Below are 14,401 nucleotides of genomic sequence, written 5' to 3'. Positions count from 1 at the left end.
GAGCGATGAGCGAGATGTCGACGAGCGCGGAGCGGGTCCGCCCCCAGGAAGGGCTCGGTGCCCAGGCGGCGGCGGGCGTCGCGTGGCTGGCAGCCCAGAAGTGGGTGGTGCGGGCCTTCGGCTTCGTCACCCTGCTGGTCCTCACCCGAGAGCTGTCGCCGCGGGACTTCGGCGTGGTGGCTGCCGCGATGACGGTCATCCCGATGGTGTACCTCCTGGCGGACCTCGGGTTCTCGACCTACCTGCTGCAGGCGGAGGAGCCGGACCAGCGCACGCTGAGCACGGCGCTGTGGCTCTCCGTCGGCGCCGGGACCCTGCTGTCGGCCGGGCTCGTCGCCGTCGCGCCGCTGCTCGCGGCGGCGTTCTCGCTCCCGGAGCTGACGGACGTCCTCCGGGCCCTCGCCCTCGCCGTGGCTGCCACCGTCCTCGCCGCGGTCCCGCTGGCCCTGCTGCGCCGGGCCCTGGCCTTCCGCACGGTGGCGCTGCAGGGCATGGGCGCGGCCCTGCTCGCCCAGGTGGTCGCCGTCGCCGTCGCGCTCTCCGGGGGTGGGGTATGGGCGTTGGTGAGCCAGGTCGTCGTGGGCCAGTGGGTCATCGCGGTCCTTGCCTGGCGGACGGCGCGGTGGCGGCCCTCGCTGGTGGTGGCTCCGGCGGAGTTCCGCCGGATGGCCTCCTTCGGCCTGCGGGTGTCGGGCGTGGACCTCGTGGCGACCTCCCGGCTGTGGGCCGAGGCGTGGGTCATCACCGTGACGCTGGGACCGGCGACCTTCGGTCTGCTCAGCATCGCGCAACGCCTGGTGCAGACGGCCCAGGAGCTGACCTCCGCCTCGCTCGTCCCCGTGTCCACCGTCCTGTTCGCCCGGGTCCGCGAGGCTCCCGACCGCGTCCGCGGCTCCTACGCCAAGGCGCTGGGCGTCGCCTACGCCGTGGTGGCGCCCTTCATGGCGGTCATCGTGGTGACGGCTCCGGTGCTGGTACCGCTGCTCTTCGGGGAGCAGTGGCGGCAGAGCGTCGCGCCCAGCCAGGCCCTCGCCGTCGCGGGCATCATCACGCTCGGGGCCATGGTCGACCACGGCCTCTTCTATGGCCTCTCCCGGCCCGGTGCCTGGCTCGCCTACGCCGTCGTCGTCGACGCCGTGACCGTGGGCACCACGGTGGTCGCGGTCCGCTGGGGCCTGCTCGGTGTCGCTGTCGGCTTCGTGGTCGTGGCCGTGCTCGCAACGGCGGCCCGGTGGCTCCTCGTGGCGCGTCTCATCGGGGCGCCGGTCGCATCGGTCGCGCGACCCTTCGCGGTCGTGCTTGCTCCCACGGCCCTGTGCCTCGCGGCGGGCCTGCTCGCCATGACAGCCCTCGACGGTGTCTCCTCCGCCGTCGTGCAGGTGCTCGTGGGTGGGCTCGTCACCGGCGTCGCCTACCTGGCGGTGCTCCGGCTCGTCGGCGCACACATCGTGCGCAACACCCTCGGCATCCTCCCCGTCCCCGACCGGATGACGAGGCTGGTCCGGTGGCTGCTGCGCCTGCAACCGTGACCGCGTGAGCCCGGGGGGCTGCGCGAGATCCGTCCCCACGCCCCGTCGTGTCGCGACCCCGGAAACAGAAACTAGGCTGTGGGGCGATGCCCACGCTGCAACCGGTAGTCGACCACTTCGGCGCCGCCCCACAGATCTCCTCCCTTCTCGAGACCGCCACTGGTCCTGGCGCGGGGACTCTCGACGTCTCCGTGAGCGCCGGTGCCCGCCCTGCCCTCATCGCCGCAGCGGTCGGACGACTGCGGGCCACCGCGCCCGACCGCCTGCCACTGCTCGTCGTCACGGCCACGAGCCGTGAGGCCGAGGACCTCACCGCCGCGCTCGGCTGCGTGCTCGACCCCGACGTCATCGCCGACTTCCCGTCGTGGGAGACGCTGCCCCACGAGCGGCTGAGCCCGCGCTCGGACACCGTCGGCCGTCGCCTGGCCGTGCTGCGCCGTCTCGCGCACCCCGCCTCGGTCGCCGACGACGACGTGGCCCACGGGCCGCTGTCCGTCGTGGTGGCGCCGGTGCGTGCCGTGCTCCAGCCGATCTCCACCGGGCTCGGCGACCTCACTCCCGTGGCCCTGCGTGCGGGGGAGGACCACAACCTGGACGACGTCGTCGAGGCCCTCGCTGGCGCGGCCTACAGCCGCACGGACCTCGTCGAGCGGCGTGGGGAGTTCGCCGTGCGCGGTGGCATCCTCGACGTCTTCCCACCGACCGAGGAGCACCCGCTCCGCGTCGAGTTCTGGGGCGACACGATCGAGGAGATCCGCTGGTTCAAGGTCGCCGACCAGCGTTCGCTCGAGGTCGCGGCACACGGTCTCTGGGCGCCCCCCTGCCGGGAGGTGCTGCTCACCGACGCCGTACGTGACCGCGCTGCCGCTCTTGCCGACCAGCTTCCCGGAGCCGCGGACCTGCTCCACAAGCTCGCCGCCGGCATCGCCGTCGAGGGCATGGAGTCGCTCGCACCGGCCCTCGTCGACGGCATGGAGTCGATGCTCGACAGCTTCCCCGACGGCTCGCCCGTCGTGACGTGCGACCCGGAGCGGGTCCGCACCCGTGCCCACGACCTCGTCGCCACGAGCCAGGAGTTCCTCGAGGCCGGCTGGGCCAACGCCGCCGCCGGCAACGCCGTCCCCATCGACCTCGAGAAGATCCTCGGCTCCGCCTCGTTCTGGTCCGTGGCCGAGCTGCGCGACCACGCCCGCGAGACCGGGCACTCGTGGTGGGACCTCACCCCGTTCGCGCTCGACACCGAGACGGTCGACACGACCGACGGCGAGGTCGCGGAGACGGGCACTCAGGACCCCACGGCATACAGGGGTGACATCGAGTCGGCGGCCGCCGACCTGCGCACGTGGACCGGCAACGGCTGGCACGTCCTCGTGGCGACCGACGGGCAGGGCTCGGCCAAGCGCATCACGGAGGTGCTCGGCGAGGCCGAGGTGCCCGCCCGCCTCGACGCCACCCTCGACGCCTTCGAGCCCGGGATCGTGCACGTCACCACGGCCCAGCTCGGGCGGGGCTTCGTGCACCCGTCCAGCAAGCTCGTCGTCCTCACCGAGACCGACCTCACCGGCACGCCGTCGACGGGTCCCTCGACGAAGGACATGCGGCGCATGCCCTCGCGTCGGCGCAACCAGGTCGACCCGCTGCAGCTCAAGCCGGGCGACTTCGTCGTCCACGAGCAGCACGGCGTCGGCAAGTTCGTCGAGATGATGCAGCGCACGGTGCAGGGCGCGACGCGCGAGTACCTCGTGCTCGAGTACGCCCCCGGCAAGCGTGGCCACCCCGGTGACCGGCTGTTCGTGCCGACCGACCAGCTCGACCAGATCACGCGCTACGTCGGTGGTGAGCAGCCGACCCTCAACAAGATGGGCGGCTCGGACTGGAAGAGCACCAAGTCCAAGGCTCGTCGCTACGTCAAGCAGATCGCGGCCGAGCTCATCCAGCTCTACTCGGCGCGGATGGCGACCAAGGGCCACGCCTTCGCGCCCGACACGCCCTGGCAGCGCGAGCTCGAGGACGCCTTCGCCTACATCGAGACACCCGACCAGCTCAGCTCCATCGACGAGGTCAAGGCCGACATGGAGCGGGAGGTCCCGATGGACCGCCTCATCTGCGGCGACGTCGGCTACGGCAAGACCGAGATCGCGGTGCGCGCGGCGTTCAAGGCGATTCAGGACGGCAAGCAGGTGGCCGTGCTCGTGCCCACGACGCTGCTCGTCCAGCAGCACCTGCAGACGTTCACCGAGCGCTACGCGCCCTTCCCCGTGAACGTCAAGGCGCTGAGCCGCTTCCAGGGCAAGAAGGAGTCCGAGGCCGTCATCGAGGGCCTGGCCGACGGCTCGGTCGACCTCGTCATCGGCACCCATCGGCTCCTCTCCGACACCATCACGTTCAAGGACCTCGGGCTCGTCGTCGTCGACGAGGAGCAGCGCTTCGGGGTCGAGCACAAGGAGCAGCTCAAGCAGCTCCGCACGGCCGTCGACGTTCTTGCGATGTCCGCGACCCCGATCCCGCGCACACTCGAGATGGCCGTCACCGGGATTCGTGAGATGTCCACTCTCGCAACGCCCCCCGAGGAGCGCCACCCGGTCCTCACCTACGTCGGTGCGTACGAGGAGAAGCAGATCACCGCGGCTGTCCGGCGCGAGCTCTTGCGCGAGGGACAGGTCTTCTACATCCACAACAAGGTGTCCACGATCGAGCGTGCCGCCGCCCGCATCCGCGAGCTCGTGCCCGAGGCGCGCATCGCCGTCGCCCACGGCAAGATGGGCGAGCACCGCCTCGAGCAGGTCGTGCTCGACTTCTGGGAGAACCGCTTCGACGTCCTCGTCTGCACGACGATCGTCGAGACCGGCCTCGACATCTCCAACGCCAACACGCTCATCGTCGAGCGGGCCGACCGGCTCGGCCTGAGCCAGCTGCACCAGCTGCGTGGCCGGGTCGGCCGTGGTCGTGAGCGCGCCTACTCCTACTTCCTCTACCCGCCCGAGAGCCCGCTGACCGAGACGGCCCACGACCGGCTCCAGACCATCGCCAGTCACACCGACCTCGGCGCCGGGATGCAGGTCGCGATGAAGGACCTCGAGATCCGCGGTGCCGGCAACCTCCTCGGCGGCGAGCAGTCGGGCCACATCGCCGGCGTCGGGTTCGACCTCTACGTGCGCCTCGTCGGTGAGGCCGTCTCCAGCTTCAGGGGCGACGTCGACGAGCAGATCGGCGAGATCAAGATCGAGCTCCCGGTCGATGCGCACCTGCCGCACGACTACGTGCCGGGGGAGCGGTTGCGCCTCGAGGCCTACAAGAAGCTCGCAACCGTCGCCGACGAGGCGGCCCTGGCCGACATCGAGGCCGAGCTCGTCGACCGCTACGGCACCCCGCCGGAGGCGGTGCGCAACCTCATCGAGGTGGCTCGTCTGCGCACCGTCGCCCGTGCTGCCGGGATCAAGGACATCTCGGTGCAGGGCAGCACGGTGCGCTTCGGCCCGATCGAGCTGCGCGAGAGCCAGGAGCTGCGGCTCCAACGCCTCTACCCCGGCTCGATCGTCAAGGAGGCGCTCGGCACGATCCTCGTCCCGAAGCCGATGACGGCACGCGTCGGAGGCCAGCCCTTGCGCAACCACGCGGTGCTCGAGTGGGCAGGTGCGGTCATCCGCAGCGTCGTCATGGACAATGTGGGAGAAGCAGCAAGGGTGGCCACCTCCGGATCCGGCACCGGATCCTCGACCGGAGCGCGTTCCACCCGATGACGAAGGGACACCCTGTGAAGGCCGTGAAGGCTCGCACCACCGTTCTCGCCCTCGCGAGCGTGCTCGCGCTCTCCGCTTGCTCGGGCACCACGTCCGCGCAGACGGCAGCCGTCGTCGACGGTCGGGTCATCACCGAGCAGCAGGTGCGGGTGGCCACCGAGCAGATCAACAAGGCCTTCAAGCCCGAGCAGCCCCTCACCGCCGACCAGGCGCTCACCCTGCTCATCCGCGCGCCCTACATCAACGAGGCCGCAGCCAAGGCGGGTGCGCCCCAGAGCCGCTCGGCCGCGCGGGCCGCCTTCAAGGACTTCCCCGAGGAGCCCAGTGACGCCACCGTCGAGATCCTGCAGGCCGAGGCGAGCCTGCAGCAGATCGACGACGCCGGGCGCCAGGACCTCACCAAGAAGTTCGCGGCCATCGACATGACGGTCAACCCCCGCTACGGCACCTTCGACCCGTCCGTGGCCGCAGTCATCCCCGACCAGCCCAACTGGCTCGTCTCCGCATCCAACGCGGGATGACCGCGTGGGGCGCCTGAGCCTGCTCGTCACCAGTCCCCGTGTCGCACCGGGCCTGCTGACGAGGAGTGCGTGGTATGCCGTGGAGTCGGCTTCCGCGCGCCTGTGCCGGGACCTGTCGGAGCCGGTCGTGGACGCCATCGTCGAGTCCGGCCTCGGGGTGGACCCTGTCGGTCCCGACCTGTCCGCGCCGGACGTCGCCCGGCTGCTCGTGACGCGCTCGCTCGAGACCGATGTCGTCTGGCTGGGCTCCTCGGACGCCGACCCGGGCCTCACCGACGCCATCGCCTCCGAGGTGTCGCGGCTCGAGGACCCGCCCGAGGTCGAGGTCATCGTCGGCTCGTGGGACGTGCCGGGCTCCCGGCTTCTCGACGCTGTTGCGGTCATGGACCGGCTGCGCTCACCCGGCGGGTGCCCGTGGGACGCCCAGCAGACGCACGAGTCGCTGGCCAAGTACCTGACCGAGGAGGCCGGCGAGGCGGTCGAGGCCATTGCCTCCGGGGACCGTCAGCACCTCGCCGAGGAGCTCGGTGACGTCCTGCTGCAGGTGCTGTTCCACTCGCGGGTCGCCGAGGACGCCGAGTCGCCGCAGGACCAGTTCGACATCGACGAGGTGGCTGCCGTCCTCGTCGCCAAGCTCGTCCGGCGCCATCCCCACGTGTTCGCCGACGGGGACGCCTCGACGCCCGAAGAGGTCGAGGAGGCCTGGGCCCGCATCAAGGCGCAGGAGAAGGCCGGACAGAACCACCCGTGAGCGTGCCCCACGCTCCGTTACCGAACCGTGACCTAGTTACCAGACCGTAGTCCTCAGCGGCCTCGCCATTCTCGAAGGCATCTTGTAAGCGCTTTCAAGGATGAGGGCTCATGACGGACGATGCGCAGGGACGACCGCAGGTGGCCGCAACCATCTACGCGGTGGCCGACCGCGCGCGCGTCTCCATCGCCACCGTGTCGAGGGTCCTGGCCGGTTCCGCGCGGGTCACGGAAGCAACCCGGCGCAAGGTCCTTGCCGCTGTCGACGACCTCGACTACCTCCCCTCCGGGGCCGCGCGCAGCCTGGCCGCCCGACGTCACCACACTCTCGGGCTGGTTCTCCCGGAGCTGGGTGGGCCCTACTACGCCGAGCTCCTCGCCGGCTTCGAGACGAGGGCGGCGGAGCTCCAGCAGGGCGTCATGCTCGTCATCGCGGGCCACGCCCGCGCCAGCACGTCCGCCGTGCGCAGCCTCGCGACCCGCGTCGACGGTATCGCGGTCCTCGGTTGCGACCTGGAGCAGCTGAGGGCCGGGACCAAGAAGGTCGTCCTCATTGCCGGGGACGACGATCCCGACGTGGAGGTCATCGCAACCGAGAACCTCGACAGCTCGAGGCGACTCACCAACCACGTGCTGGGGCACGGTCGGTCACGGCTGTTGTTCGTCGGTGACCCCGGGGCGGCCCACGACGTGCGCGAGAGGTTCGACGGGTTCGTCGCCGCCCACGTGGGCGCCGGCCTGGAGCCGGCGCAGCCCGTCCTGGCGTCGTTCCGGGAGAGCGAGGGTCAGGGCGTGGCCGAGCGGATCATCGCGGGCGACCTCCGTGCCGACGCGCTCGTGTGCGGCAACGACGAGCTGGCGTTGGCCATCATGGCCGGACTGCTGCGCGCAGGGGTGGACGTGCCGGGGGACATCTCCGTCGTGGGTTGGGACGACGTGATGACGTCGAGGTACGTCCGTCCGGGCCTGACCACCGTGCGCCAGCCGGTTCGTGACGTCGGCGCACTCGCCGCCGACCGGCTCCACCAGCTCGTCACGGGTGCTGCTCGCGAACCTGATCGGCACGTCCTCCCGACGGAGGTCGTCATCCGCGGCTCGTGCGGATGCCCCGAGAACGCGAGCGCCCCAGACCTCGATCTGCCGACCCTGCCCCACCCCCAGAAAGTGAGAGTCCGATGAGACGCAAGAGCACCATCACCGTGGCCGGCCTGGCCGCCGTGGCACTGACCCTGTCCGCGTGCGGACGGGACGATGCGAAGTCCGGCGGGAGCGAGACCGGCGCCCCCGTCAAGTCCGGCGCCGCCACAGGAACCATCACCGTGTGGGCGATGGGTGCGGAGGGAGAGAACCTCCCGAAGCTGGCCAAGGAGTTCGAGTCGGCGAACCCGGGCTCCAAGGTCAACGTCACCGCGATCCCGTGGGACGCCGCCCACGACAAGTTCACCACTGCCATCACGGCCAACAAGACGCCTGACGTTGCCATGGTCGGCACCACCTGGATGGGTGAGTTCGCCGGCATGGACGCCCTCGACCCGACTCCTGGGGGCATCGACAAGTCCGTCTTCTTCGACGGCGCCCAGAAGACCACCGAGGTCGGCGGCACCTCCTACGGCATCCCTTGGTACGTCGAGACCCGTCTGGTCTACTACCGCACCGACCTCGCGAAGAAGGCCGGCATCACCACCCCACCGACGGACTGGGCGGGCCTCAAGGACATGGCCAAGGCCATGCAGGACAAGGCTGGCGCGAAGTGGGGGATCGGGCTGCAGGCCGGTGGCACCGGCTCGTGGCAGTCGATCATGCCGTTCGCATGGTCGGCGGGCGCCGACCTCACCAAGGACGACGGCAAGGCCTACAACTTCGACACGCCGGAGATGCTCAAAGCCGTGAAGTACTACCAGTCGTACTTCACCGACGGGATCTCCGACAAGGCTGCTCCAGCCACCCCGACCACGGAACCCGACTTCGCCAGCGGCAAGGTCCCGATGTTCATCTCCGGTCCGTGGATGATGTCCGCGGTCGAGAAGGCGGGTGGCAAGGGATTCAAGGACAAGTACGACGTCATGCAGATCCCGGCCGACAAGCAGTCCAGCTCGTTCGTCGGCGGCTCGAACCTCGTCGTCTTCAAGAACACCAAGGAGCGCGACACCTCCTGGAAGTTCGTGGAGTGGCTCGCCGACCCCAAGACCCAGGTCAAGTGGTACGGCATCTCGACCGACCTCCCGTCGGTCAAAAGCGCCTGGGAGGACCCGGCCCTCACGGAGGACAAGAAGCTCGCCGTGTTCGGCAAGCAGCTGGAGACTGCCAAGGCTCCGCCGAGCTTCCCCACGTGGGAGCAGGTGGTGACGTCCTTCGACACCGAGATGGAGAAGGTCACCAAGACCGGCGCGGACCCTGCCGCCGCGCTCAAGACCGTGCAGTCGCAGGCCGAGTCGATCGGCACCGGCAGCTGACATGAGCACCCTCGCGGACGGCGTCGACACCGCGCGCCGTGAAGAGGCTCCTCCGGGGCGGCGTCGACCACGTCGGCGCCGCCAGGAGGGGAACGCGGCGTGGCTGCTCGCCCTGCCGTTCTGCCTGCTGTTCCTCGTGTTCACGGTGTGGCCGGTGCTCCAGTCGCTCTTCATGAGCATCACCGACACCCGTGCCAAGGACCTGCGGACCCCGTTCTCCGTCGACATCATCGGCCTCGACAACTACACCCGCGCCCTCTCCGACGAGAACTTCCTGCAGGCCGTGCGCAACACCGCCTACTTCGTCGTCGTGGGGGTCCCGCTCACGTTGGTCATGGCCCTTGCCGCCGCGGTGGCGCTCGACCGAGGGATCTCCCGCTTCAGGTCGGTGTTCCGGCTGGGCTTCTACACCCCCGTCGTGACCTCCATCGTGGCCGTCGCCGTGGTCTGGCAGTTCCTGCTCAACCGCCAGTTCGGGCTCATCAACACCGTGCTCGGCTGGGTCGGGATCAACGGGCCGAACTGGCTGGGTGACCCGGACTGGTCGATGCCGGCCCTGATCATGATGGCCTCCTGGCGCAACTTCGGCACCGGCATGATCATCTTCCTCGCGGGGCTGCAGGCCGTCCCGTGGGCCCTGCACGAGGCGGCGGCCATCGACGGTGCCAGTGCCTGGCAGCGCTTCCGGCACATCACGCTGCCCATGCTCCGCCCCACTCTGCTCTTCGTGTCGGTCACCACGATGATCGGCTACCTGCAGTTCTTCGAGGAGCCCTTCGTCATGACGAACGGCGGGCCGCTCAACAGCACGGTCTCCATGTCGCTCTACACCTACCGCCAGTTCGGGTTCGGCAACTACGGGTATGCCGCGTCGCTGAGCTACATCATCTTCGTCGTCGTGGCGATCGTCACGGCACTGCAGTTCCGCGCCCTGCGTGAGAAGGAGTGACGCCGTGAACCGCTCGACCTCCGGGAAATGGTGGCTCTACGGCCTGCTCAGCATCGCCGTCGTCATCGTCTCCGCGCCGTTCCTCTGGATGGTGGTGGGCAGCTTCAAGACGACCCCCGAGCTGCGCCGCAACCCTCCGACGTGGCTGCCCGAGCACGCCACCCTCGACAACTACACGCAGCTGTTCGCACGGCTCGACTTCGGAACGTACTTCTTCAACTCGACGGTCGTGGCTGTCGTCGTCACGGCGGGCAACCTGCTGTTCTGCTCCATGCTCGGCTACGCCCTGGCCATGCTCGACTTCCGCGGAAAGAAGGCGCTCTTCGGTGTAGTCATGGCCACCCTGCTCATCCCTGGCGTGGTCACCTTCGTCCCGTTGTTCGTCCTTGTCGCCAACGCCGGGCTCGTGGACACCCTTCCCGGGTTGATGCTGCCCTTCCTCGCCGCTCCGTTCGGGGTCTTCCTGATGCGGCAGTTCATCCTCGGGCTCCCGCGCGACCTCCTTGACGCCGGCCGCGTCGACGGTGCGGGGGAGCTCCGGATCTTCGCCCGCATCTTCCTACCCCTGTGCGGGCCCGCTCTCGCAACGCTCGGCATCCTCACCTTCCTCGGGAGCTGGAACAACTTCCTGTGGCCCCTGGTGGTGGCCCAGACCGAGGACACCTACACCCTGCCCGTCGCGCTCGCCCTCTACTCGAAGGGCCAGAACTCGACCAACTACGGGCTGCTCCTCGCCGGCGCGACTGTCGTGGTCATGCCGGTCCTGCTCGTCTTCCTCGCCTTCCAGCGCCGGGTCATCGAGGGAATCGCGACCACCGGCATCAAGTGAACCCGCAGCTCCCAGGAGCCGGGGTCCACATCCCACCCGCAAGACCGACCTCCCCCACGTACGACACCAGCCGCAGCGACGCGGCACCCAGGAACGGAGCTCACCATGACCGACCAGACCCACGCCACGAGCCACACCCCCCGGCGCCGCGACCTCCTCGTCGGAGGCGCCGCGGCACTCGCCGCCTTCGGGCTCACGCCCGCATCCGCGCACGCCGGCACCTCCCCCGCCGGGGCCGCCGCGCCACGTGCTGACCGTGTGCCGAACTCCCGCCTCCATCGGTGGGCGGCCGACACCTGGCACAGCCTCGACGCGATGACCGATCCCTCGACCGGCCTGCCCGCCGACAACATCGCGGAGTCGCTCGCGGCCGGCGACCGTTCCGGCTACACGTCACCCACCAACATCGGTGGCTACCTGTGGTCGGCGATCGTCGCCCGCGATCTGGGCATCATCTCGGCGGCCGCGTGCAGAGCGCGTCTGTTGCGGACGTTGCACACCCTCGAGGGCATGGAACACCACGAGGCGAGCGGGATGTACTTCAACTGGTACGACCCGGCGACCGGCGAGGCCCTGCGGACCTGGCCCGAGGACGGCAAACCGGTCGAGCCGTTCGTCTCCAGCGTCGACAGCGGCTGGCTGGGCGCAGCGCTGCTGGTCGTGAAGAACGCCGCAGACCCGGCTGCTGCCAAGGTGGCCGCCGAGCTCTTCGACAGGATGCGCTGGGACGCGTTCTACGACGCGGGCGAGATCGAGGGACACACCAACATCCGTCCCGGTGGGCTGATGCACGGCGGCTTCTACCCGTTCGCCGACGGTCGTCCCGGACAGACGTTCCTGGGCACCCACATCGGCGGCGAGGACGTCTGGCTCACGACCCACCACTACGACACGATCGTCTCCGAGACGAGGATCACGAGCTACCTCGGGATCCTCACCGGCCAGGTGCCTGCCAAGCACTACTTCGCTGCGTGGCGCACCTTCCCCGCGACCTGTGACTGGTCCTGGCACGAGATGCAGCCGGTCGGTGAGACCAGGACCTACCTGGGGATCGACGTCTACGAGGGCGCCTACACCTACCGCGGCATGCGCATCGTTCCCGGATGGGGCGGCAGCATGTTCGAGGAGCTCATGCCCGCCGTGTTCGTTCCCGAGGAGACCTGGGCGCCCCGGAGCTGGGGGGTCAACCACCCGCTGCACGTGCGGGCCGAGCGAGAGCACGGGCTTCGGGACGCCGACTACGGCTACTGGGGGTTCTCGCCGTCGAGCAACCCCGACGGTGGCTACCGAGAGTACGGCGTGGACGCCCTCGGCATGAATCCGGAGGGCTACTTCTCCGACCAGGAGAAGACGAACTATGACGTGGGTTTCGGCGACTGCCGGCCAGCCACCAACCCCACGCCCACCTACGGCGACGGGGTCGTCACACCGCACGCATCCTTCCTCGCCATGATGTTCGAGCGGGGTCAGGCGACGGCGAACCTGCTGAAGATCCAGCAGAAGCTCGACGCGTACGGTGAGGGAGGCTTCTTCGATGCGGTGGCTGTGCGCAGCGGCACGATTGCCCGTCGATACCTCTCGCTCGACCAGGCGATGGTGATGGGCGCGCTGGGCAACGTCCTGGGCAAGGACCTGCTCCGGCGTGCGTTCAGCACGCCGGACGTCGAGGCGGCCCTGCGTCCCGTCATCGGGATGGAGGAGTTCGGCGCCGGCCTCGTCAGGTGACTCTGGCGGGGGAGGGCGGTGAGTCCACGGACCGTGGACGAACGAGGAGATCGGTGTGGAGATGGGTGTGGACGAGCTGCGGATGACGAGCCCCGAGGGCGTCGAGTTCCGCGACCTCAACGGCAACGGCGTGATGGATCCCTACGAGGACCCCCGGCTCGACCCGGGGGCCCGTGCCGACGACCTCCTGCGCCGTCTCTCGATCGAGGAGAAGGTCGGTCTGATGTTCCAGACCGTCATCGAGGCCGGCGAGGACGGCACGCTGGTCGAGTCGTCGGGCCGGATCAGCAAGTCGGCGACGAGCACCGTGGTCCTCGAGAAGCACCTCACCCACTTCAACGTCCACGTCCTCGAGGACCCGCGTATGGCGGCGCGATGGCACAACGCACTCCAGGGGCTGGCCGCGCGCACGCCCCACGGCATACCGGTCACCATCTCCACCGACCCTCGGCATGCCTTCATCGAGAACGCGGGCGTCTCCTTCACCGCTGCGGCGTTCTCGCAGTGGCCCGAGCCCCTCGGGCTCGCGGCGCTGCGCGACGCCGCTGCCGTACGCGAGTTCGCCGACATCGCCCGGCAGGAGTACGTCGCCGTCGGCATCCGGGCCGCCCTTCATCCCACCCTCGACCTCGCGACCGAACCCCGCTGGGCCCGGCAGGCAGGCACCTTCGGCCAGGACCCGGCGCTGGTCACCGAGCTCGCCGTCGCCTACCTCGAGGGCTTCCAGCTCGACTCCCTCGGACCGGGCAGCGTGGCCTGCACCTCGAAGCACTTCCCCGGCGGCGGGCCGCAGAAGGACGGCGAGGACGCGCACTTCCCCTACGGCCGCGAGCAGGTCTACCCGGGGGGACGGTTCGCCGACCACGTCGCACCGTTCCCCGCGGTGGTCCGGGCCGGGACGGCCGCGATCATGCCGTACTACGGGATGCCCATCGGGCTCGAGGTCGACGGCAAGCCCATCGAAGAGGTCGGCTTCGGCTACAACAAGCAGGTGGTCACGGGGATGCTGCGCGAGGGCCTCGGCTACCAAGGCGTCGTGGTCACCGACTGGGAGCTCGTCAATGACAACCACGTGGGCGACCAGGTGCTGCCCGCCCGGGCGTGGGGCGTGGAGCACCTCGACCCTGCGGGCCGGATGGAGCTCATCCTCGAGGCCGGTGCCGACCAGTTCGGGGGTGAGGAGTGCGTGGAGATCCTGCTCGACCTCGTGGCGCAGGGGCGGGTCAGCGAAGCGCGGATCGACGAGTCGGCACGGCGCCTGCTGCTCGTGAAGTTCCGGCTTGGTCTCTTCGACGACCCCTACGTCGACGAGGACGCCGCCGCCCGCACCGTGGGCCGTGCTGACTTCCGCGAGGCCGGGTATGCCGCCCAGGCCGAGTCCGTGACCGTGCTCACCAATGGCGCAGACCCCGGGGCCGTGCTGCCCTTGCTCCCCGGCCTGCGGATCTATGCCGAGAACGTCTCGGCCGAGGTCGTGAGCCGCCACGGGACGCCGGTCGACAGCCCGGAGCAGGCCGATGTCGCCCTCGTCCGCCTGGGAGCCCCCTTCGAGCCGCGCTCGGACCTCTTCCTCGAGGCGTGGTTCCACCAGGGCTCGCTGGACTTCCCGCCCGGTCTCGTCTCCCGGCTGGCGCGGGTCGCAGCAGCCTGTCCGCTCGTGCTCGACGTGACGATGGACCGGCCGGCGATCCTCACCCCCTTGCTCCCACTCGCCGCGGCGGTCGTGGCCAGCTTCGGCACGAGCGACGAGGCGCTGCTCGCCGCCCTCACCGGACAGGTGCGGCTGCGTGGCCGCTTGCCCTTCGACCTACCACGGTCGATGGACCAGGTCCGGGCCCACCCCGAGGACGTCCCCGGCTACGACGACCCCCTGTTCGCCTTCGGGCACGGGCTGTCGATCTGAGA

10 protein-coding genes are annotated in these 14,401 nt (G+C 69.9%); all 10 read left to right on the top strand.

What is annotated here, in order from left to right; translation table 11 throughout:
* The first annotated feature begins 5 nt into the window (after positions 1 to 5).
* The 10 genes from ASG74_RS03670 to ASG74_RS03625 all read left to right on the top strand — a co-directional run bounded on the left by ASG74_RS03670 (position 6) and on the right by ASG74_RS03625 (position 14,399).
* Positions 6 to 1,529 carry an oligosaccharide flippase family protein gene (locus tag ASG74_RS03670; protein WP_056139052.1) on the top strand — a complete coding sequence of 508 codons (1,524 nt, stop codon included), beginning with the start codon at positions 6 to 8 and terminating at the stop codon, positions 1,527 to 1,529.
* 86 nt (positions 1,530 to 1,615) lie between these two features.
* The gene (mfd, locus tag ASG74_RS03665; RefSeq protein WP_056139050.1) at positions 1,616 to 5,269 is read left to right on the top strand and encodes a transcription-repair coupling factor; all 3,654 of its coding nucleotides are present in this window, start codon (positions 1,616 to 1,618) and stop codon (positions 5,267 to 5,269) included.
* 14 nt (positions 5,270 to 5,283) lie between these two features.
* A complete protein-coding gene (locus ASG74_RS03660; protein ID WP_056139048.1) occupies positions 5,284 to 5,790 on the top strand; it encodes a hypothetical protein in 507 nt (168 codons plus the stop codon).
* Between the two features lie 4 nt (positions 5,791 to 5,794).
* Positions 5,795 to 6,541 carry a MazG family protein gene (locus ASG74_RS03655; protein WP_056139046.1) on the top strand — a complete coding sequence of 249 codons (747 nt, stop codon included), beginning with the start codon at positions 5,795 to 5,797 and terminating at the stop codon, positions 6,539 to 6,541.
* A gap of 110 nt (positions 6,542 to 6,651) precedes the next feature.
* Positions 6,652 to 7,719: a LacI family DNA-binding transcriptional regulator gene (locus ASG74_RS03650; RefSeq protein ID WP_056139044.1), complete on the top strand. Its 1,068-nt coding sequence runs from the start codon at positions 6,652 to 6,654 to the stop codon at positions 7,717 to 7,719.
* Positions 7,716 to 8,993 carry a sugar ABC transporter substrate-binding protein gene (locus ASG74_RS03645; RefSeq protein ID WP_056139043.1) on the top strand — a complete coding sequence of 426 codons (1,278 nt, stop codon included), beginning with the start codon at positions 7,716 to 7,718 and terminating at the stop codon, positions 8,991 to 8,993. The genes ASG74_RS03650 and ASG74_RS03645 overlap by 4 nt, the downstream gene beginning before the upstream one ends.
* 1 nt (position 8,994) lies before the next feature.
* Positions 8,995 to 9,942, top strand: a complete 948-nt coding sequence (locus ASG74_RS03640) for a carbohydrate ABC transporter permease (RefSeq protein ID WP_056139041.1) — start codon at positions 8,995 to 8,997, stop codon at positions 9,940 to 9,942.
* Between the two features lie 4 nt (positions 9,943 to 9,946).
* Positions 9,947 to 10,771: a carbohydrate ABC transporter permease gene (locus tag ASG74_RS03635; RefSeq protein ID WP_056139039.1), complete on the top strand. Its 825-nt coding sequence runs from the start codon at positions 9,947 to 9,949 to the stop codon at positions 10,769 to 10,771.
* Positions 10,772 to 10,876: 105 nt separating this feature from the next.
* Positions 10,877 to 12,496: a glucoamylase family protein gene (locus ASG74_RS03630; protein WP_056139037.1), complete on the top strand. Its 1,620-nt coding sequence runs from the start codon at positions 10,877 to 10,879 to the stop codon at positions 12,494 to 12,496.
* Between the two features lie 61 nt (positions 12,497 to 12,557).
* Positions 12,558 to 14,399 (top strand): glycoside hydrolase family 3 protein, encoded by a 1,842-nt coding sequence (locus ASG74_RS03625; RefSeq protein ID WP_200942527.1) that lies wholly within the window; start codon positions 12,558 to 12,560, stop codon positions 14,397 to 14,399.
* The last annotated feature ends 2 nt before the right edge of the window (positions 14,400 to 14,401 follow it).

It is taken from the genome of Knoellia sp. Soil729 (assembly GCF_001427985.1).
In the GTDB taxonomy this organism is placed as follows: Bacteria; Actinomycetota; Actinomycetes; order Actinomycetales; family Dermatophilaceae; genus Knoellia.
Note: the sequence above shows the minus strand (reverse complement) of the source record. Positions and strands in the feature narration are given on the sequence as shown.

What these genes read in the sequence shown, in the direction of transcription:
- ASG74_RS03625 (WP_200942527.1), top strand. Translation starts at nt 12,558, where the DNA reads ATGGGTGTGGACGAGCTGCGGATGACGAGCCCCGAGGGCGTCGAGTTC.
- ASG74_RS03650 (WP_056139044.1), top strand. Translation starts at nt 6,652, where the DNA reads ATGACGGACGATGCGCAGGGACGACCGCAGGTGGCCGCAACCATCTAC.
- ASG74_RS03640 (WP_056139041.1), top strand. Translation starts at nt 8,995, where the DNA reads ATGAGCACCCTCGCGGACGGCGTCGACACCGCGCGCCGTGAAGAGGCT.
- ASG74_RS03630 (WP_056139037.1), top strand. Translation starts at nt 10,877, where the DNA reads ATGACCGACCAGACCCACGCCACGAGCCACACCCCCCGGCGCCGCGAC.
- mfd (WP_056139050.1), top strand. Translation starts at nt 1,616, where the DNA reads ATGCCCACGCTGCAACCGGTAGTCGACCACTTCGGCGCCGCCCCACAG.
- ASG74_RS03670 (WP_056139052.1), top strand. Translation starts at nt 6, where the DNA reads ATGAGCGAGATGTCGACGAGCGCGGAGCGGGTCCGCCCCCAGGAAGGG.
- ASG74_RS03645 (WP_056139043.1), top strand. Translation starts at nt 7,716, where the DNA reads ATGAGACGCAAGAGCACCATCACCGTGGCCGGCCTGGCCGCCGTGGCA.